The organism is Streptomyces sp. NPDC051180, assembly GCF_040689545.1.
GTDB lineage: Bacteria > Actinomycetota > Actinomycetes > Streptomycetales > Streptomycetaceae > Streptomyces.
The window spans coordinates 423490-443451 of the sequence record NZ_JBFBBC010000001.1 but is presented as its reverse complement, the minus strand read 5'-3'; the positions used below and the strand labels follow the sequence as shown (position 1 = coordinate 443451).

General features: G+C 72.6%; 17 protein-coding genes and 2 pseudogenes. 9 read left to right on the top strand and 10 right to left on the bottom strand.

The annotated features are described in order from the left end of the window. Nucleotides 1-9 precede the first annotated feature (9 nt). Complete coding sequence (locus tag AB0424_RS01965) at nucleotides 10-2787, bottom strand: lanthionine synthetase LanC family protein (protein ID WP_366301424.1); 2778 nt, start codon at nucleotides 2785-2787, stop codon at nucleotides 10-12. A 189-nt stretch (nucleotides 2788-2976) separates the two neighbouring features. On the opposite strand from AB0424_RS01965, the gene AB0424_RS01960 reads away from it, so the two are divergent. Further along, nucleotides 2977-3285 (top strand): hypothetical protein, encoded by a 309-nt coding sequence (locus AB0424_RS01960; protein WP_366301423.1) that lies wholly within the window; start codon nucleotides 2977-2979, stop codon nucleotides 3283-3285. Between the two features lie 206 nt (nucleotides 3286-3491). On the opposite strand, the pseudogene AB0424_RS01955 reads toward AB0424_RS01960, so the two are convergent. The 4 genes and pseudogenes from AB0424_RS01955 to AB0424_RS01940 form a co-directional block, all read right to left on the bottom strand. Then, nucleotides 3492-3579 (bottom strand): annotated as a pseudogene (locus AB0424_RS01955). Between the two features lie 35 nt (nucleotides 3580-3614). Then, nucleotides 3615-4349 (bottom strand): hypothetical protein, encoded by a 735-nt coding sequence (locus AB0424_RS01950; protein ID WP_366301421.1) that lies wholly within the window; start codon nucleotides 4347-4349, stop codon nucleotides 3615-3617. A gap of 103 nt (nucleotides 4350-4452) precedes the next feature. Next, nucleotides 4453-5001, bottom strand: a complete 549-nt coding sequence (locus tag AB0424_RS01945) for a GNAT family N-acetyltransferase (RefSeq protein ID WP_366301420.1) — start codon at nucleotides 4999-5001, stop codon at nucleotides 4453-4455. 179 nt (nucleotides 5002-5180) lie between these two features. Then, the gene (locus tag AB0424_RS01940; protein WP_366301419.1) at nucleotides 5181-5930 is read right to left on the bottom strand and encodes a VCBS repeat-containing protein; all 750 of its coding nucleotides are present in this window, start codon (nucleotides 5928-5930) and stop codon (nucleotides 5181-5183) included. Here AB0424_RS01940 and AB0424_RS01935 point away from each other — a divergent pair. The 6 genes and pseudogenes from AB0424_RS01935 to AB0424_RS01910 all read left to right on the top strand — a co-directional run. Further along, nucleotides 5874-6449: pseudogene (locus tag AB0424_RS01935) on the top strand (LLM class flavin-dependent oxidoreductase); the annotation flags it as partial. The gene AB0424_RS01940 and the pseudogene AB0424_RS01935 sit on opposite strands and share 57 nt — an antisense overlap. After that, nucleotides 6446-7327, top strand: a complete 882-nt coding sequence (locus tag AB0424_RS01930) for an ABC transporter permease (RefSeq protein WP_366301418.1) — start codon at nucleotides 6446-6448, stop codon at nucleotides 7325-7327. The pseudogene AB0424_RS01935 and the gene AB0424_RS01930, both read left to right, overlap by 4 nt. Before the next feature lie 79 nt (nucleotides 7328-7406). Beyond that, entirely contained in the window at nucleotides 7407-8447 is a 1041-nt protein-coding gene (locus AB0424_RS01925) for a glycine betaine ABC transporter substrate-binding protein (RefSeq protein WP_366301416.1), read from the top strand. Next, entirely contained in the window at nucleotides 8434-9210 is a 777-nt protein-coding gene (locus AB0424_RS01920; protein WP_366301415.1) for an ABC transporter ATP-binding protein, read from the top strand. Before AB0424_RS01925 ends, AB0424_RS01920 begins: the two co-directional genes overlap by 14 nt. A gap of 33 nt (nucleotides 9211-9243) precedes the next feature. Then, a complete protein-coding gene (locus AB0424_RS01915) occupies nucleotides 9244-9837 on the top strand; it encodes a TetR/AcrR family transcriptional regulator (protein ID WP_366301413.1) in 594 nt (197 codons plus the stop codon). A gap of 123 nt (nucleotides 9838-9960) precedes the next feature. Next, nucleotides 9961-12033, top strand: a complete 2073-nt coding sequence (locus AB0424_RS01910) for a discoidin domain-containing protein (protein WP_366301412.1) — start codon at nucleotides 9961-9963, stop codon at nucleotides 12031-12033. Between the two features lie 73 nt (nucleotides 12034-12106). On the opposite strand, the gene AB0424_RS01905 is transcribed toward AB0424_RS01910, so the two are convergent. Continuing rightward, nucleotides 12107-13948, bottom strand: a complete 1842-nt coding sequence (locus AB0424_RS01905) for a cellulase family glycosylhydrolase (RefSeq protein WP_366301410.1) — start codon at nucleotides 13946-13948, stop codon at nucleotides 12107-12109. A gap of 197 nt (nucleotides 13949-14145) precedes the next feature. Then, a complete protein-coding gene (locus tag AB0424_RS01900) occupies nucleotides 14146-15444 on the bottom strand; it encodes a YncE family protein (RefSeq protein WP_366301409.1) in 1299 nt (432 codons plus the stop codon). Nucleotides 15445-15618: 174 nt separating this feature from the next. Here AB0424_RS01900 and AB0424_RS01895 point away from each other — a divergent pair, with 174 nt between their 5' ends. Continuing rightward, a complete protein-coding gene (locus tag AB0424_RS01895; protein ID WP_366301408.1) occupies nucleotides 15619-16257 on the top strand; it encodes a CBS domain-containing protein in 639 nt (212 codons plus the stop codon). A 160-nt stretch (nucleotides 16258-16417) separates the two neighbouring features. On the opposite strand, the gene AB0424_RS01890 is transcribed toward AB0424_RS01895, so the two are convergent. Next, a complete protein-coding gene (locus tag AB0424_RS01890) occupies nucleotides 16418-16717 on the bottom strand; it encodes a dsRBD fold-containing protein (RefSeq protein WP_366301406.1) in 300 nt (99 codons plus the stop codon). Between the two features lie 166 nt (nucleotides 16718-16883). Continuing rightward, complete coding sequence (locus AB0424_RS01885; RefSeq protein ID WP_366301405.1) at nucleotides 16884-17708, bottom strand: maleylpyruvate isomerase family mycothiol-dependent enzyme; 825 nt, start codon at nucleotides 17706-17708, stop codon at nucleotides 16884-16886. 191 nt (nucleotides 17709-17899) lie between these two features. On the opposite strand from AB0424_RS01885, the gene AB0424_RS01880 reads away from it, so the two are divergent. Next, nucleotides 17900-18298: a helix-turn-helix transcriptional regulator gene (locus AB0424_RS01880; RefSeq protein WP_366301403.1), complete on the top strand. Its 399-nt coding sequence runs from the start codon at nucleotides 17900-17902 to the stop codon at nucleotides 18296-18298. Between the two features lie 20 nt (nucleotides 18299-18318). Here AB0424_RS01880 and AB0424_RS01875 read toward each other — a convergent pair whose 3' ends face one another. Next, complete coding sequence (locus tag AB0424_RS01875) at nucleotides 18319-19854, bottom strand: PucR family transcriptional regulator (RefSeq protein ID WP_366301401.1); 1536 nt, start codon at nucleotides 19852-19854, stop codon at nucleotides 18319-18321. Nucleotides 19855-19962 lie beyond the last annotated feature (108 nt).

The window sequence follows — 19962 nt, the reverse complement described above, 5'->3', positions numbered from 1 at the left end:
TGCTGTCGCTCACACCGGCGGCTGGACCATCCAGTGCCGGGGGTCTGTGTGGCGGATCCGCAGGAGGAAGGCCAGGATTCCGGCCGATCCGTCGCTCCAGCTGGTCGAGACGTCCCCGTACTCGTTGGGGAAGACCACGTGGCCGTGGTGGTGGGCCCTCTCGGCCAGAAGGAGGTGGGCGAGGTCCTCGGCCATGGCGCGGTACTCCGGATCGCCGGTGGCGTCGGCCATGTCGAGGAGGAAGTCACCGTTGCCCGCCAGGCCGTGGCACTGGGTCAGGGCGGCGCGGGAGGAACGCTCCGCGACGGCGTACGTACTGCGGCGGGCGAGGTCGCCGAACCGGTCGTCCCCGGTGGCCTGCCACAGCCGGACGAGGAAGCTGCCGATGCCGGCCGAGCCGTGGCACCAGTACGGAGCGGTGGGCACGTCCCCGGACTGGGCGGGCCACTGAGCCGTCTCGCCGACGCGCACGGCGTTGGCCAGCAGGTTCTCACCGACCTCCACGGCCAGGTCCCGGTGCGCCGGATGTCGGGACACCTCCGACGCGGCGAGGAGGAAGGTGCCGATGCCGGACGTCCCGTGGGCGAAGCCGAGATAGCGCTTGCCGCCCTCGGACGACGCGACCTCGGCGGGGACCGGCCAGCCCACTCCGCCCGCCTCGCGCTGCACGGCGGCGGTCAGGCGGTCGGCCGCGTCGACGGCCAGCTCGGCGAAGCGCGCGTCCCCGGTGCGGTGCCACAGGTGCAGGGCCGCGAGTCCGCTTCCCGCGGAGCCGTGGGTGATGTCGTGGTGGGGTGTCCTCCGCTGGGGCGCCAGTGCCAGGGTCAGCGCGTGGTTCACGAGCCGGTCGTCGTCGATGGCGCGTCCGGCGTCGTAGAGCGCCCAGGCCGTCCCGCGTCCGCCGAAGTGCAGGCCGGGACGCATGGACCGGGGGTCGGTACGGTCCTCGATCCACCGGCCCGCCGCGGCGAGCAGTCCCGGCAGCCTCTGGTCGCCGGTGAGCTCGAAGTACCGCGTCAGGACCGCCAGTACGCCGGCCGCACCCTGCTGCACCGTGCAGGGATCGCTCTCCCCGGACCGCGTGGACACGGGCCAGAGCCGCTGCTCGTCGGACGGGGTCATGGAGTCGACGAGGTGGTCGACCATGCCGGCCACCGCGTCCTGCACGTCGTCGCTCCGCCCGCCAGGGACGGCGGCGACAGGCACAGGGCGGGTCGCGTCCGACGTCCGAAGGGCCTCGCGGGCCCGGGGCGGATCCCAGCGCTCGGCCGGGTCGTCCCGCATCAGCCCGAGGATCATCTCCGTCACGCCGTCCGGCAGCCGCAGCGACCCCGCACAGGCGGCCAGCCACGCGGCGAGCCGCTCCTCCGTGGTTCTGCCGGCCGGAGCCGACCCTTCGTCGGCCCCCGCCCGCGCCTCGTCCGCGTCGACATGGCCCACGGGTGAGGCGGCGGGCGACTCGTCGGGGGTCGCTCCGGGCTTCTCGGCCGTGTGGCCGCGCTTCTCGGCCAGTAGGTTCGGCACCTTCCCGGCCAGGACGAAGCAGGCCGTGGCACCGAGGCTGTAGTAGTCGGCCGTCGGATGCACCGGCGCGTCGGACAGCCGCTCCGGGGCACTGAAACCGGGGGTCCCCACACGGGTCGGCACCGCGGCCTCACCCGTGTGGACCGCGAGCTCCAGGTCGATGAGCCGCAGCTCACCGTCCGGCTGGACCATGACGTTCCCCGGCGTGAAGTCCCGCAGGACGCATCCCCGAGCGTGCGCCGCCTCGACCAGCTCCACCAGCCGTGCGACCTGCGCCAGCGCGTCCGCCCGGTAGCGCTCGCCGCCCACGTCGCGGAAGTGCTCGGCGACCCAGGTCCGCAGCGTCACACCCGGCACTTCCTCCTGCGCCAGGAACACGTGCCCGCCGTGCTCGAACATCCCCAGCGGCTCCGGAGCCAGTCCCAGACCCTTGAGGCGTTCCAGCATGTCGGCCTCGGCGCGCAACCAGTCCCGCACGTCGTACCCGGAGGCGTCGGCCTCCACGTGCGGCCGGGCCTCCTTGATGACCACACCGGCGCCCGTGGTCACGTCGCTGCCCCGGTAGACGCCGCCCTTGTTCGTGTGCCGGATGGCCTCCCGCACGGCGAATCGACCCGCCAGGACCACCGGACCACCCTTGGTACCCCCGCTGCGCGGCGCGACGGCCGCCACAGCGGGGAAGGGACACACGGCCCAGGACGGCGGGGAGTACTGACCCGTGCGCTTGTCCTCGACGGGGTTGCCGTCCGGATCCTCGATGAACCACACGAGCAACCCGTCGTCGGACAGCCGGCGCCGGCCGACGAACGCCCCGTAGCGGTAGTGCACCAGGCTGCGGACGGCGTAGGGCTGGTCGGAGAGGATCCGCGGCCCGGCGAGCCCCGTGGTCGCCCGGTGCAACTCCCGGGCGAGCTCGGCCGCGTCGGCGTCGGAGCGCGGATACACCGTGATGAACTTCCCCGAGTTCCCCCGCGGCGTGGCACGGGAGTTGAGCGCACTCACCTGCTCGAGCGAACGGGCGAACTTGAACCCCGAGGCGTTCTCCAGGAGCACACCGAGGGCTCGGGTGAGAACCGTCGGCGCGGAGGCCGTCGTCGCCGACAGGTGCAGCTTCCACCCCTGCTCCCGACGCGTCCCGGACCGCGGTGCCAGGCGGCACCACATCTCGTCCGCGTCGACCGTCCACCGGGCGTCGGTGGCCGTCGCGCGCAGCTCGTGCCGGAGAATCGCTTCCAGATCAACTTCGGTGGCGTGGCTCGTCATTCGTGTCCCTCTCGACCGTGAGGACCGCTGGCGAGAAGGTGCCCGACCCGGACGCGACTCCAACCAGCACCCCACCGTATTCACCGGATTCAGCGAGCGCAGGGGGGCTGATATCCGAAGAAGAGGCGCGCCCGGCGCAGCCGGAGGCGCACTTCAAACCGTGGCGGGAGTCGACGGGAGGGGCGCGCGGTGCGGCAGCATCGACAAATCCTCGAACACGAGGGGCTCGGAGCAGACGTCGACGGCGAGGCGGCCGAGGACGGGGACATACACCGGGCGGCCGTGCGCGAGGAGGTATACCGGCGCGGCCGGGTACGAGGAGACACACCCCGGGCGGCCGACTTCGAGGAGATACACCGCGCGGCCGAGTGCGAGGAGACACACCGGGCGGCTGTCGGCGAGAGCGAGGAGAAGCGCAGGGAAAAGGAGCGGGTCCGAGGGCGTAGCCTGCCCCCGGACCCTGTCGATGCCGCTCACATCACACGCCGGCACACTTGAGGACCCGGGTCATTCGTCATTGCGTCGCGTCCTGCCTTTGGACCACCGCCGATCGAGCTCGGCGGACCAGATTCGAACTGGCATTTCGACGCACCTGGGCCCGGGCCCGGTCGATCCGGCGATGAGCGGCGCATGCTGAGTCTGGAGCAATAGTCTGAGATTGACCGCGGTCTGCCTCTGCCTGATTGGGCTACCCCGACAGGGAGTGCCGGGGGGAGGGTTCGAACCTCCACTGGAACCGCGGATGTCACGACAAGGCTCAGCTTCAGCTTTGCGCTCCTCGCGCACCCCGGCCGTGTTCTGTGGCCGGGGAGTTCATGGTGTCCCCGCTACCCGAAGAGGTAGCCGAAGACGGCGTCGCCGACCCGCTGGTCGGTGACCTCGGCGCTGTTCGCCTCCTCACGGGCGAACTTCACCGCCTGCTGCAGGTTCTCCACCCGCGCCAGCAGCTCGTTCACCCGCCGGGCCGGCAGCGCGCCCGAGAACTTCACCGTGGTCCAGTAACCGACGGGCACGTCCTCGTAGTACACCTCGACCTGGGCCGGGTGCTTGTCCGTCGCCTCCGCCTTGACGTGGTTGCGCGGCACCTTCTTCGTACGGACCGTCCGCACGACCTCGGTCTTCCACGCGTCCGTCGACGGGTCCTGCGTCCACGACTCGGCGGCGTCCAGCACGGGAAGCTTGCGGACGAACGTGTTGATGTCCGTCAACTGCTTCTCCAGGAACAGCAGATACGCGACCGGAACCCGCGCGACGAGCACCCGACCGTCGACCGTGATGTCCGCCCGGGCCTCGCAGTTCGCCCAGTCCTTGGTGGCCGTCACATCGAAGAGACGGGTCAACGCCCGCGCGGTCTCGCGCAGTACGTCCTCCGCCTTCACCTGCACCAGCGTCGACTCGGGCGGCAGCTGCTCGCCCTCCTCGTCCTTCGGCTGGTAGGTACGGGAGATCCCGGCCAGCAACGCGGGCTTCTGCAGGCCGTGATGTGCCACCGTCAGGTCCTGGTGCGCGCGGGACTTGACGCCCTTCTCCACTGCGATGATCTGGTTCAGTTTCGTTGCCACGTCACCGACCCTAGATCGCGAACACCTTCCAGGAGAAACGATTTTCGACGGAGGCCCGGCCCGGGTGGGAGACACCGGGCCGGAACGACCGTCCGGCCCCTGCCTACACCTCGGGCAGGGAGGGGTCGGGCGTCCAGGGCGCGGGCGCCGACAGAGACCAGCGCTCGTGGTCCCGCCAGGCGCCGTTGATGTACAGGTAGTCCGGGGACAGCCCCTCGTACCGGAACCCCAGCCGCTGGACCACGGCCGAGGACGCCTTGTTCGCCGGCTGGATACTGGCCTCCAACCGGTGCAGCCGCAGCTCGCCGAAGGCGTGCTCCAGCACCAACCCGAGCCCCTCCGTGATGTACCCCCGCCCCGCGGACGGCGCGAAGGCCGCGTACCCGAGCGACGCTCCCTGGTAGCGGCCCCGGATGATCGAGTTGATGTTGACCGTGCCGGCCGCCTCACCGGTCTCCCGCACGCGGATCAGATACCCCCGGTTGCTGCCGTCGTCGAAACGCCGCATCCAACTCCGGAACTCCGCCGCCTGCGACGGAAGCTGCATGAACGGCGCATGGAGCTCCGCACTGGCTCTGACCAGCGAGCAGAACTCGTCCTCGTCGGCGAGGGTGAGCGGACACAGTTCGACGCGCGAAGGTGTAGGGGACATGGGGTCATGCTAGGGGCTGTCCTGCCGATCCTGCCGATCCTGCCGATCCTGCTGATCCTGCCGACCCCGTCGATCCCGGGCGCACGGCTGGAGAGCGTTCTGCCGGTCGACCCGCGCCCATGGCCGTGCGGGCCGCCGCCCGAAGGCGACGGCCCGCATGCGCCGGAGGGAGCCGGCGCTCAGCCGATGGCGAGGCGTGTCTGCCAGTAGCTTCTCGGGGTGAGGATCTCGGTACCGGCTCCGGGGAGCACGGTCCTGGCACCCGCGTACAGGCGGACGCTGCCATTGGCGGGAACGGTCCACACGTCGGGGATGCCGTCCCCCGTCACGTCGGGGGTGCCGACGAGGCGGGGAATGGCGGCGCTGGACCAGCCGCCGGACCCGTAGACGGTGTCCGCGCCGTCCTTGGACGCGGCAGCCGTCGCCAGGGAGGCGAGGTCCACCCCGCCGCCGGCAGCGGGCTTGCCCTTGCGGAGCATCAGCTTTCCGGTCTCCTGACGGAAGACGAGGTCGGTCACCGCGTCACCGTCGATGTCGAGCACGGTGACGATGTCCTGGGTGTTCCACGGCGTCGTGGCCAGCTGCTGAGCCTGCTGGACGGTGGCGCCGTGGTACCCCGTGAAGGCCCACAGCGCGTCGCCGACGGTCACCAGGAAGTCGGCCCTTCCGTCGCCGGTCATGTCGCCCGCCGACATGATCTGGGTGAACGCGGCGGGGCTCGGCGCGTTGGCGGGCAGGAGGATCTCGCGGCGACGGTCGACGTTGACCGCCCCGTATCCGTCCCCGGGGTAGACCCACAGTCTGTCGCCGAGCCGGACCACGAGGTCCTGGAGACCGTCGCCGCCGTAGATGTCGCCGTTGTGGAGTCGCGTGTTCCGCTGTACTTCGGCGGCGCCTCCCCGCAGGCCGAGGAGGTCGCGGCGCGCCACGCGGAGGTGCAGCTGCTCTGGGGCGAGCCGCCGGCCGCCGTCGCCGAACGCGTCGCCCGGGTAAGGGCCAAGGCGGCCGCCGTCGGCCGCACCCTGCGGTACGGCATCCGACTGCACGTCATCACCCGTGACACGGCGGCCGAGGCGTGGCGGGAGGCGGACCGCATACTCGCCGGGTTCGATCCCGACGCGGTACGCGCTTCCCAGGAGCGGTTCGCGCGCAGGGACTCCACCGGCCAGGCGCGGATGACCGCGCTGCACGGCGGGTCCGCCGAGCGCCTCACGGTGGCACCCAATCTGTGGGCGGGAATCGGCCTCGTCCGCGAGGGGGCAGGCACCGCGCTGGTCGGGTCGCACGACGAGGTGGCCCAGCGGCTCTTCGAGTACCGGCAGGCGGGCATCGACGAGTTCGTGCTGTCCGGCTACCCCCATCTCGAAGAGGCGTACCGGGTCGGCGAGGAGGTCGCGCCGCGCCTGCGGGCCCTGGTCGCCGCGGCGCCCGGGACGGTGGCGGCATGACCCTCGTCGACACCCCGGACAAGGTGCCGGCACCGTCCGCCACCGCCGCCCTCGCCGCCTCCGGGCCGCCGGCGCGCCGCGCCTGGGCCGGGGTCGCCGCCCTGCGCTGGACCGCGCTGCGGCTGCTCGCCCTCGCCGTGCTGCTCGCCGCCTGGCAGGCCGTCGTCGCCGCCGGCGTCTGGCCCCGCGTCCTGGTGCCCTCGCCGGGCGAGGTGTGGGGCGCGTTCGTCAGGGCGTCCACCGTGCACGACGGCGTCCGCGGCGTCAGCGGTCACCTGCTCGTGGAGCACCTGGGCGTCTCCCTCCGCCGGATCGCGGTGGGGACCGGCTACGCGACGCTGGTGGGCGTCCCGCTGGGCCTGCTGATCGGCGTGGTGAAACCGCTCGCGGTCGTCCTGGAGCCCGCCGTCACCTTCCTCCGTACGCTTCCCCCGCTCGCGTACCTCTCCCTGCTGGTCATCTGGTTCGGCATCGACGAGTCGCCGAAGATCTGGCTGCTTCTCATCGCCGCGCTGCCGCCGATCGCGGCGGCCACCGCCGCGGCCGTCCGCGGCGTGCCGGACGACCTGGTGGAGGCGGGGCGTGCCCTGGGCGCGGGACGCACGGCGCTGCTGTTCGCCATCCGGCTGCCTGCCGCGCTGCCGGAGATCCTCACCGGGGTACGGATCGCCGTCGGCATCGCCTACACCTCGGTGGTCGCCGCCGAGACGATCAACGGCGTGCCCGGCATCGGCGGCATGATCCGCGACGCCCAGCGCTACAACCAGACCGACGTGGTGATCGCCGGGATCATCGCCATCGGTCTCTCCGGGATCGCCCTCGACGCGCTGTTCCGCGGCGCCGAGCGGATCGCGGTCCCCTGGCGCGGTCGCGCCTGAGCCTCCCCGCTCCCGCTGCCTCCGCCCCTCCTCACCCCACACCACCTCACCTCCTCGTCCCTCACCCGAAGGAACCGTCATGCCCTCTCTCCGCCGCGGCGCCGTCCTCGCCGCCTCCGCCACCGCACTGCTGCTCGCGCTGACCACGACCGCCTGCACGGGGGGCGGGGAGGCGGACGCGGCCGACGGCAAGGTCCGGGTGCGCATCGCGTACCAGGCGATACCCAACGCCGACCTGGTGGTGAAGAACCAGCGGCTCCTGGAGAAGGCACTGCCCGACGCCTCGGTCTCGTGGGTGAAGTTCGACTCGGGCGGCGACGTCAACACCGCCGTGATCGCGGGGGCCGTGGACTTCGGACTCATCGGTTCCAGTCCGGTCACCAAGGGCCTCTCCGCGCCGCTGGACATCCCGTACAAGGTGCTGTGGATCCACGATCTGATCGGTGACAACGAGGCGCTCGTGGCCCGCAAGGACATCGCGTCCGTCGGCGCGCTCAAGGGGCGGAAGATCGCGGCCCCGTTCGGGTCGACGTCGCACTACTCCCTGCTCGTGGCCCTGGAGTCGGCCGGTCTGACGGCCGCGGACGTGACGCTGGTCGACCTCCAGCCCCAGGACGCGCTCGCGGCCTGGCAGCGCGGTGACATCGACGCCGCCTACGTGTGGACGCCGAGCCTGACCGAGCTGAAGAAGGACGGGAAGGTGCTCGTCACCAGCCGGGCGATCGCGGCGGAGGGCAAGCCGACCGCCGACCTGGGCGTGGTGACCGACGCGTTCGCGGCGCAGCATCCCGAGATCGTCGACGCCTGGCTGAAGGCCGAGGACCAGGCGGTGGCGCTCACGCGGAGCGACCCGGGGAAGGCGGCCACGGCGATCGGCGCGGAGCTGAACCTGAGCCCCGACGAGGCGGGGAAGCAGCTCGCCGAACTGGTCCTGCTCTCCGCCCGGGAGCAGCAGGGCGCCGCGTACCTGGGCAAGCCCGGGGCGCCGGGCGGGCTGGCGGCGAACCTGCACGACGCGGCCGTCTTCCTGAAGGGCCAGAAGGCCATCGACGCCGTGCCGGACCAGGCGGTCTTCGGCAAGGCCCTCGCGGTGAAGGAGCTGGCCCGTGTCGTCCGCTGACTCCGGCGGGCGCGCCGCGGACATCGAGCTGTCGGAGGTGACCGTCCGCTACGGCACCTCCAAGGCGCCGGTGACGGCGGTCGCCGACGTGTCCCTGACCGTGGAGCCGGGTGAGTTCGCGGTCCTGGTCGGCCCGTCGGGCTGCGGCAAGACGACGCTGCTGCGGCTGGTCGCAGGCTTCGAGCGGCCCGCCGACGGGACCGTGGCGGTGGGCCGGAAGGTCGGCGTCGTCTTCCAGCAGCCGCGTCTGTTCCCGTGGCGGACGGTGGGCGGAAACCTGGCGTTCGCGCTCTCCCGGCACGGTGTCGCGCGGTCCGAACGAGGTTCCCGGATCGAGGAGCTGCTGGCGCTGGTGGGACTCTCCGGCATGGCCGGGCGGCGGACCTGGGAGCTGTCGGGTGGTCAGCGGCAGCGGGTCGCGATCGCCCGGGCCCTCGCCGCGGAACCCCAGATCCTGCTGATGGACGAGCCGTTCGCCGCTCTGGACGCGCTGACCCGGGAGCGTCTTCAGGAGGAGGTCCGCGCGCTGGCCTCCACCGGCGGGACGACGGTCCTCTTCGTGACGCACTCGGCCGAGGAGGCGGTCGTCCTGGGCTCGCGCGTCCTGGTGATGGCGGCCGATCCCGGCCGCCTGGTCGCCGACATCGCGGTGCCCCTCCCCCGTGAGCCGGACACGGACGTGGCGGCCCTGCGCGGCACCCCGGCCTTCGCCGCGCTGCGCGCGGAACTGGCGTCGGCCGCGCGGAGTCCGGTGGCGCCCTGACCGTTACCCTTGCGCCGGACGCGAGGAGGAACCATGGCGCGGATGCCGTCGGCCGAACGACGCAGGCAGCTGGTCGAGGCGGCGATCAGGGCGATGACCAGGGACGGGGTGGCGCGGACGACGACGCGGTCGATCTGCGCCGAGGCGGGTGTGTCGCTGAGCGTCTTCCACTACTGCTTCGAGTCCAAGCAGGCACTGCTGGAGGCGGCGATCGAGACGATCACCGGGAACTACGTGGCGCGGGTGATGTCGGCGGTGGTGCCGGGCAGCACGCTGCGGGAGACGGTCCGGGGGGCGCTGCAGACGTACTGGGACCATGTGACGGCGCATCCCGGCGAGCACATGCTGACGTACGACCTGACCCAGTACGCGCTGCGGGAGCCGGGGTTCGAGCACCTGGCGCGGGCGCAGTACGACCAGTACGTGGCGTCGGCGGAGGCGTTGATCCGGCAGGTCGGCGCGGGGCGGGGGTTGGAGCCGCGGGTGCCGGTGGAGGTGCTCGCGCGGTATCTGGCGGCGGCGATCGACGGGTTGACGCTGCAGTTCCTGGTGCTCGGCGACGCCCGCGCGGCGGACGGCCATCTCGACCTGACGGCTGATCAACTCGTTTCCCTGATAGAGGGTTGAGGAATCGAGGGAGATTCCGCAATCACCAACAGGTCATTTGACCCGGACTCTTGACTCACTCCTCCGACACCGCGATCCTCGGGGCGCCCGGTACTCCCCCACCGTCCGGAGGCATCGCTGATCATGACTCGACCCTTTACGCGCGGGACCGGCGGCAGATCCGCCCTCCTGGCGCTGTTCCTCGCCCTGGCGGCCGTGCTCTTCGGCTCCGCTCCGGTCCCCGCCGCCGACGCCGGCGGCGGGTGGTGGGAGCCCACGTCCCGGCCCGCGGCCGACTCGCAGATCAACGTCACGGGCGCCCCGTTCAAGGGGACGGACGCCCAGGGCAAGGTGCGCGGGTTCGTCGACGCGCACAACCACCTGATGTCCAGCGAGGGCTTCGGCGGCCGGATGATCTGCGGCAGCCCGTTCTCGCCCGCGGGCGTCGCCGACGCCCTCAAGGACTGTCCCGAGCACTATCCGGACGGTTCGGGCGCCCTCTTCGAGCACCTCACCGGCGGCGACAACGGGAAGCACGACCCGGTCGGCTGGCCCACGTTCAAGGACTGGCCGGCGAACAACTCCCTCAGCCACCAGCAGAACTACTACGCCTGGGTCGAGCGCGCCTGGCGCGGCGGCCAGCGCGTGCTCGTCAACGACCTGGTGACCAACGGGCTCATCTGCTCGCTCCTGCCCCGTGACCGGAGCTGCGACGAGATGACGGCGATCCGTCTGGAGGCCCGCAAGACGTACGAGATGCAGGACTACGTCGACGCGATGTACGGCGGCCCCGGAAAGGGCTGGTTCCGGATCGTCACGAGCGCAGCCCAGGCCCGCTCGGTGATCGAGCAGGGCAAGCTCGCGGTCGTGCTCGGCGTGGAGACCTCCGAGCCCTTCGGCTGCAAGCAGATCCTGGACGTCGCCCAGTGCGGGCAGGCGGACATCGACAAGGGCCTCGACGAGCTGTACGCGCTCGGCGTGCGCAGCATGTTCCTCTGCCACAAGTTCGACAACGCGCTGTGCGGCGTGCGGTTCGACAGCGGGACGACGGGCGTGGCGGTCAACATCGGCCAGTTCCTGTCCACGGGCACCTTCTGGACCACGGAGAAGTGCGCGGGGCCGCAGCACGACAACCCGATCGGTCTCGCCGCCGCGCCCGCCGCGATGGCCGAGAAGCTGCCGCCGGGGGTCGCCGTGCCCTCGTACGCCTCCGACGCCAAGTGCAACACGCGCGGTCTCACGAGGCTGGGCGAGTACGCGCTGCGGGGCATGATCGACCGCGGGATGATGCTGGAGCTCGACCACATGAGCGTCAAGGCCGCCGGGCGGGCGCTCGACATCCTGGAGGCCGAGGAGTACCCGGGCGTCCTCTCCAGCCACAGCTGGATGGACCTGGACTGGACCGAGCGGCTGTACCGTCTCGGCGGGTTCGCCGCCTCCTACATGCACAACGCCGAGGGGTTCGTCGGCGAGGCGTCGCAGAAGGCCGCCCTGCGCAAGAAGTACGGGGTCGGCTACGGCTACGGCACGGACATGAACGGTGTCGGCGGCTGGCCGGGCCCGGTCGGGAACGACGCGCCGAACGCGGTGAAGTACCCGTTCCGCAGCTTCGACGGCGGCTCGGTGCTCGACCGCCAGGTCACCGGTGAGCGGACCTGGGACCTCAACACGGACGGCGCGGCGCACAACGGCCTCGTGCCGGACTGGGTCGAGCAGATCCGGCTCAGCCCCGGCGGACCGGGCGTCGTGGACGAGCTCTCGCGGGGCGCCGAGTCGTACCTGACCACGTGGAAGCGGACCGAGGACCACGAGCCGGGGGTGAACCTCGCGGCGGGCCGGCCCACCGGGGCCAGCACGTCGGAGTGGTGGAACCCGTTCGTCAGCTTCGCGCCCGGCCGCGCGGCCGACGGCGACACCGGGACCCGCTGGGCCAGCGAGTGGTCGGACGACCAGTGGTGGCAGGTGGACCTCGGCTCCGCGCACCGGATCGGCCGCGTCTCGCTGGACTGGGAGCGGGCGTACGCGCGGGAGTACCGGATCGAGCTGTCGGACGACGGCGCGAACTGGCGGACCGCCTGGTCGACCCAGACGGGTGACGGCGGCTACGACACGGCCGAGTTCGCCTCGCAGTCGGCGCGGTACGTGCGGATCCACGGGGTGCGGCGGGCGACCCAGTGGGGCTACTCGCTCGTCGAGGTGAGCGTCAAGAGGTCCTGAGACCCGGGCACGCGAGGAGGGGCCGGCCGGATCGGGTGATCCGGCCGGCCCCTCCGTGTGCCGTCCCGCGCCGTTACAGGGTGCGGCAGAGCAGGGCGTCGGGGGTCTTGCCCTTGGCCCAGGCGCCGGTGAAGGCGATCCCGGCCGCGTACTCGCCCTCGGCGCACTGCCCCTTGTAGTTGCCCTCGGCGAACTCGCCGCCCGGCTGCCCGGCCGGACGGTTGTCGCCCCGGTCGAACCAGACCGTGCGGCCCGTCACCGGCAGGGCGCGGGCGGCGCCGGTGCACAGGACGGCGGAGACGGCCTGGCCGCGGACGCTGTAGCCGGTCATGAACTGGTCCCGGGGGCACTGGAGTTTGCTGTAGCCGCCGGCCCAGTCGCCCTCCTTGACGAACCGCTCGTCGGTCACGACGGTCAGCGGCCCGCCGGGGGCGGCGAGCCGGGGAGCCCCGGCGTCCGTGCAGAGGCCGCGTCCGTCGCGATGGGCGAGGCCGACGAGCCGCTGGCCGTCCGGGCACACGCCCTTGCGGGCGCCCTGGTCCCAGTCGCCGCGGGCCCGGGTGCGCAGCGACTGCACCGCGTCGGCGTGGTCGAGGTTCAGCATGTCCCAGGTGTCCCCGGCGGGCACGGGCCCGGTGCGGCCGGGGGCCGTGACAAGTCGCCGCCAGTCGTCGGCGCGCCAGTCCGGGCCGTCGAGGATCCCAGATCGGCGGCCCTGGGTGTCGTAGTCGAGGAGCTTCCAGCGCCCGTGGCCGCTGAAGCCCACCAGGGGCCAGTAGGCGAAGTCCGCGTCGTTCGCGATCAGGTCGTCGACGAAGTTGCCGAACCAGGCGCGGGCCTTCGGGTCGGTCTCGTCGGCTCCGATGCCGAACTCGCTGATCCACACGGGTGCGGTGTAGTGGCGCCCGGTGTCGGCCGAGACGAAGAACGCCTGGCGGCGCAGGGTCGCGAAGAGGTCGTCGCGGGAGAGTTCCTGGTAGCGCCAGTCGTGGGTCTCGCCGGTGCCGGTGGCCCCGGTGTGGTTCGGGCCCGTGTAGCCGTAGAAGTGCGCGGAGTAGACGAGCTTGTCCGAGGCCACGAGGGTGTGGGAGAGGGTGCGGGCGGGCTCCAGGGTCGGGCGCCAGTGGAACAGGCCGTCGGCCGGGATGCCCTGCCAGTTGATGCCCTCGACGACGACGAGGAGGTCGGGGTTGGCCTCCGTGAGGAGCCGGTCGCCGAGGCGCTGGGTGGCCGCCCACCAGTCGTGGCCGTCCCCCCGGCCCCAGTTGGCGTCGTCGGTGATGGTGCGGCGGACCTCGTTGTAGAGGTCGGCGCCGACGACCCGCTTGTTGTCCTTGTACCGCCTGGCCAGGAAGAGCCAGTCCTCCTCCCAGCGGGCGGTGGTCTGGCTGGTGTTCCACCGTTCGTTGCCGTCCAGGCCGCAGCACCAGCGTGAGGTGTTGGTGTGGTCGTTGAGGACGACGGCGAAGCCCTCGGCCGTGGTGGCGGCGATCACCGCGTCGAAGACCTGGAGCGGGGTCCTGCCGCGGAGCTGCGGGTTGGCCGCGACCGCCGCGTCGGGGACGGGCCGCTGGTCGTGGAGCATCTCGTTCGAGAACGGCAGACGGATGCTGTTGATGCCCAGGGCGTGGAAGTCGGCGAGGATGCCGGCCACGGGTGCGCGGTCGAGACCGAGCGGGAGCTGGTCGGACTTCTCGGCGTCGTGATGGTTCGCCGGGTCGGCGATGTCTCCCGAACCGTTCCACGAGCCCTGCGCGCCGTGCCAGTTGGCCGATTTCAGCTTGAACCGGTCGCCGTCCGCGTCGACGATCCAGCGGCCCCGGGTGCTGAGCGGGGGCGTCCAACTGTCCGCCAGGGCGGCTCCCGCCGAGAGCCCGGCCGGGGTGGTGCCGGCCGCGGGGGCGGGGGTGGTCACGGATGCGGACACTGCCGGCGTTCCGGCAGCCAGGAGGGCCGCGGCGAGCGCGGCCCCCAGGAGTGTTCTCTTCACGGTGCCCTTCGGAGGGTGTGAGGGGTGGCGAGTGGGACGAGTGGGACGAGTGGCTCGGAGGGGAGTGAGCGGGAGGGACGGTGAGCGGTACGAGGTGGGCGCGGGGGGTCCGTGCGGGGCCGTCAGCCGGCCGTCGGGCCGGTCCAGTCGGCGGGGACCCGGGCGAGCCGAACCCGCTGGGGGTGGTCGCCGACGTCCACCGAGGCCACGCGCTGCCCGGTGGCGAAGTCGATCGCGGTGACCCGGTCGGAGCCGCTCTCGGAGATGACACAGGAGCGGCCGTCGCCGCTGACCGTGGCCCAGTACGGCTTGGAGGCCGGCACGAGCGGACCCTGCCGGAGGCTCTCCCGGTCCACGACGGTGGCGTAGTCGTCCATCGTCCCCGCGACGCACAGCTTGGTGCCGTCGGGGCTCATCGAGAGACCGTGGTGGCGCGAGTCGTTGACCCATGTGGTGCGGTCGGGGTTCGTCCCGGGGTTCCCGGGGAGGTTCTTGAGCCGGGTGATGCGGTCGGACGCGACGTCGTACTCCAGGAACCCGTTCAGGAACGAGACCTGGAAGTAGACCTTCTTCTCGTCCGGCGTGAAGACCAGCGGGCGGACGGCGTCGGACAGGTCCCCGCGGCCGAAGGCGTCCAGACGGTCGCGCATGTCGATGACGCGGACGGTCTCGAAGGTCCGGGCGTCGACCACGGTGATCCTGCGGTCCCCCTTCGTCCAGTCGAGCCAGGGGGCGTCGAGGGCGGTGGTCACCTCGCCGATGGACATGTTCCACAGCAGGCCGTCGGAGGTGAAGACGTTCTCGTGCGGCTTGTCGCCCGTCTTGAACGAGCCCAGCTCGCGACCGGTGGACACATCGAGGACGTGCACGGTGTTGGCCGTGGAGGCGGAGACCGCGACGCGGGTGCCGTCGGGCGACACGGCCATGTGGTCCGCACGGTAACCGGCCACGGGAAAGCGCCAGTTGATCCGCCCCGTGCGTATGTCCAGCGAGACGACGTCGGCGAAGCTGGGCCGGGAGACCACCATGGCCGAACCGTCGGGCGTCGCGTACATGTCGTCCACGAACTGGTCGTGTCCCTCCCCCGGGCCGCTGCGCACGCCGAGGAAGTACGCGAGCCGGATCGGGTTCAGGTGGATCTCGCGCAGCCGCTGCTCCTTGTCGGGGATGACGTCGACCCGTCCGACACGCCGGAAGTCTCCCCGGGACTCGATGACGTCGGCGGTGCCGTCCCAGTTGTTGCCGACGAACATCACCTCGCGCAGCCCGGCGCCCGGGGCGGACGCCGGCGATCCGGGAGGCGTGGCGGCGGTGGGCGCGGCGGATGCGGAACCGGCGCCCGCGGACGCGGCGACGAGGGCGAGGGAGGCCGCGAGGGCTCCGAGGAGACGGCGGGTCCCGGACGTGCGGGGAGAGGGCATGGGGGTCCTTCTTCCGTGACGCGACGATGACTTACCGGAGGTAACCATGGACACGTCATGCCCACAAGCCCCTGTCACGCCCCCCTTCACGCCACGCTCCGCACCCCCCTCGCGCAGGGTCGGCCCCCGGTGCGGGACCATGGAATCCGGAACGCAGAAGGGACGGAACGGACGATGAGGCACCGCAGTGTCGCGGACCTGATGACGCCGGCCGCGGTCGCGGTTCAGCGCGGGACCTCGTTCAAGGAGATCGCGAGGCTCCTCGACGAGTACGGCATCACCGCGGTCCCCGTGGTGGACGACGACAACCGCCCCGTCGGCGTGGTGTCGGAGGCCGACCTCCTGCGCCGGCACTCCGCGAAGGGCGGCCCCAGCACCGCCGAGGCCATGATGTCCAGCCCCGTCGTCACGGCCCGCCCGTCGTGGACCGCGGTCGAGGCCGCCCGCCTGATGGAGCGCCAACGGGTGAAGCGGCTGCCGGTCGTCGACGCGGACGGACGGCTCATCGGCGTCCTCAGCCGCAGCGACCTCCTCCAGCTCTTCCTGCGCCGCGACCGCTCGATCCAGGAGGAGATCCGCGAGGACGTCCTCGTCCGCATCCTGCGCCTCGCCCCCTCCGCCGTCCACATCGACGTCGACGAGGGCCGCGTGACCCTCAGCGGCACCCTGGAACGCAAGACGCTCGGCCCGATCCTCGTCCGCCTCTGCGAGACCGTGGACGGCGTGGTGGAGGTCGTCGACCGCCTGGTGTTCGAGGGCCCGGAGGGGACGCCGGAAGCGACGGGTGCGGCAGGAGCCGCCGGGCAGGGCTGAGAGGTGTGGGGGCGATCAGGCCGATCGGGTGCCAGGCGCCGTGAGCCCGGCGCGATCGGCAGAACACCCCCAGGGGGTGTCCGCACGCCGCGACACACCCCGAGCCCGGCCGGGTGGCCGTAGCGCCCCGGCCGGGTTCCCGTACCGGTCGGCGGTCCCGTCAGGACACCGCCTCCGGCCAGCCGTAGCCGGGACCGGTGTGCTGGGGCACCGTCCCGGCGCCCACGGCCTCCATGTCCCGGTTGGCCTCCCGCATGAGCTTGCCGGCCAGGTCCTTCATCGCGCGGCTCGCGGCGAGCTCGTCGCCGATCGCCGGTACGTCCACGTCCCCCGGGTTGCACCGGGCGGTGCCGTGGCCCGTCAGGGTCGTGGTGCCGGTGGTGAGTCGGGCCTCGGCCTTCGTGCGGCCGCCGTCCTCCACCACTTCCACGCCGACCTTCCACTCCAGAGTGCGGGTCATGGTCTGCCTCCTCGCACCGTCGGGCCGCGCGGAACCGAGGCACGGCCCCTTCCGATACTTCCAGCATCCATCGCCGTGGGCCGCGGTGCACGGGGACGTCGGGGCGGGCCGTGCCGTCGCGGTCGCGGGCCGTGCCGTGCCGTCGCGGGCTGTGCCCGCCGGGAACTCAGGGTGCGCGGAAGAGGCGGGGAAAGCGGGGCGCGAGCCAGGGCTTGCGCCCCCAGCCGAGCGCCCGGCCGCGGGCGATCGCCGGCCAGGGGTCGATCCGGCCGAGGGCGAGCAGCAGGAAGGTGACGGGCTCGGTGAGGATCGTGCAGTCCGGCCGCGCGGGCGGCTCGTGGTCGACCCGGACGCGCCCGTCCGTGACCGTGACACCGAAACCGGAGCCGCTCCGGAGCCGTACCGCGAAGGTCGCCGTGAGCCCGGCGACGGCTTCGGGGTCCGTCACCGTCGGCATCGCGTGGGTCATGAACGGCAGGCTGAGCTCGACCCGGTGCGCGTCGAGCATGTGCGGGCGGCCGAGGGCCAGGGCGAGGTCGTAGCCGTGCCCGAGCATGTGGGTCAGCAGGTACGAGCCCAGGACCGCCGGGCTCATCCGGCCGAGCGGGGTGGTGAGGAGCTCGTCGTGGTCGCGCTGCTCGACGGCGTCGAGGAAGGCGGCGGCCTGGGCCGTGATCATCTCTGCGAGGGGCCCGGGCTCCCTCTCGTCGAAGCCCGCGAGGGCCCGTTCGTTCGCCTCGGCCAGGCTTCCGGGGGTTCCGTCGCCGTACGGCCGCTCGTGGCCGGCGGCGAGGTCGGCCATGAGCGCGTTCGCCTGGGCCAGGTGGGCCGCGGCCTCGCCGACGGTCCAGGTGGAGCGGGGTACGGGCAGCGCTCCGCCGCGCCCCGGATCGGCGCCCTGCGAGCGCAGCACGGCGGCGATGTCCTCGGCCGTCGCCCGTATCGCCTCCGCGAGCCCGCCGGGAAGCACCCCGCCCTTGAGCACCGTCACTGGATCCGCCCCTCGACCGCCTCCGGCGGCTCCTCGTGGAGTGCCGATGGGGAAGGACCGTACCAGCGAGTAGCCCCGAGCGGCAGGCACCGCCCGCACCCTCTGCGGCCGGCCGCACCGTCCCGTCGGGGTGGCCCTGACGGCGTGCCCGCGCCCGGCATGACCGGCAGCACATCGCCTAGAGTGCTCGTGTGCCGTCGTACAGCATTGGGCAGGCAGCGCAGCTGCTCGGAGTGAGTTCGGAGACCGTTCGCCGGTGGGCGGACGGCGGCCGGCTGGCCATGGAGCGGGACGGAGCCGGCAAGCGGGTCATCGAGGGAACGGCGCTGGCGCGTTTCGCCCAGGAGCGCGGGGCGGGGCTGCACGCCGTCCCCGAGGACGAGGTCACCACCTCGGTGCGCAACTCCTTCGTCGGGATCGTCACGGGGGTGCGGGTCGACGACGTGGCCGCCCAGGTGGAGGTCCAGTCGGGCCCGCACCGGCTGGTCTCGCTGGTGACGCGGGAGGCCGTGGAGGAGCTGGGGCTCGACGTCGGCGTCACGGTGACGGCCCGGGTGAAGTCGACGAGCGTGCACATCGACCTGCCCTGACCGGTCGGGTGCGCGGGCCGTCAGCGGCAGAAGAGCGCGGCGCGCAGGTCGGCCTTGTGGTCGAGCCGCGCGAGGTCCCGGCCGGTGAGCGTCTCGATGCGTTCGACCCGGTAGTGGACCGTGTTGACGTGGACGTGGAGGGCCTCGGCGGTCCTGGCCCATGAGCAGTCGTGTGCGAGGAAGACCTCCAGGGTCTCCAGGAGCATCGTTCCCGACCCCCGGCCCGCGCCGAGGAGGGGGCCGAGGACCGTCTCGCTGTACGCGTTCCGCACGTCGGCGGGGATGCCGGCCAGCAGTTTGCCGAGGCCGTCGAGATCGCCGAGACCGGCGACGCCGGGGGCCGACGGGTCCGTGGCGCGGGCGGCGGCCAGGGCGTAACGGGCTTGGCCGAGCGAGGCGTTCAGCTGCTCCGGGGCGGTGGCCGGCGCGCTGACGCCGGCGTGCAGGGGGACGTCCGGGCCGCAGGCGTGGACGAGCGGCCAGGCGTCTCCGAGACGTTCCCTCACCTCGGTCGCCGCCTTCCTCTCGTGTGCGACGACCGCCGTCGCCTCGCCGCCGGGGCCGTCGGCCACGGCGAAGGTGACGGACGGGACGTGGCGGAGGGCCTCGCCCAGCGCGGCGGCGGCGCCGGTGCCGGCTTCCGCGTGCGGTTCCGTGGCCGCGGCGACCACGGTGTAGGCGTCGGCGCCGGCGAGGCCGCAGGACTCCAGGGCCTGGCGCACGCGGTGGGCGTCGAACCGCACGGTGCCCATCGCGTCGGCGAGCTCCGCGAACGCCCCATCGTTCGCGGCGCGTTCGCGGTCCCGGCGGCGTCGGTGGCGGCCGAGGAGTTCGGCTATCTCCTGGAGGACCCGCGGCGGCACCTGCCCCGCCTCGGGCAGGTGGAGGTGCCAGGTGTCGTAGACCGTGCCGTCGGCCTCGACGCGTACGGTCGTGCCGTGTCCGGCGCGCACCGCCTCCGCCGCCCGCCGGGCGGACAGGGCCGCCGGAGCCGCGCCGGTCCGGGCGACCGTGCGGCCGGCCGCGGTCAGCAGATGGCAGGCGGGCGTGCCGAGGTGGGCGAAGGCCCTGTCGAGCAACTCCCCCGTCGTCGCGCCGCCCTCGAAGGCCCGGTCCAGGTCCAGGCGGACGTTCTCGGGCAGGGCGTAGTGGTCCGTGGGGCGCCGGCTGAGCTCGCCCCACTGCCGGAGGTAGACCGCCTCGGTGATCGCCCGGAAGCTGGTGTGGGCGGGTACGGAGATCAGCGCGACGCGGTGTCTCCGGCATGCCTCGGCCAGTTCGCGCGGCACCTCCCCGTGGGTCTCCTCCCCCGCGAGCAGCGCGACCGCGCCCGCGTCGCGCAGGGCGGACACGAAGCGCTCGGTCTTGGCGGCGCCGGTGCCCGGGCTCCACCACACGAGGCCGCTGAGGACGATCTCCCCTGACTGGAGGAACCGGGCGGGGTCCTCAAGATCGGTCGCCGTCACCCCGCCGATCTCCTGGCCGAGCAACGCCTCGTCGCCCCAGACGAGGGAGAGGTCCAGACGGTCCAGACGGAGGAGGTGGTCGACGTGCATCAGTGACTCCTAGCGCGGTCGCGGGAGGGGCCCGCACTCACATTCACGAGGCGAATGCGAGATGAGTCATCGTAAATGCCCGGTGGCGGGCGGGAAACAGCTCTTGGT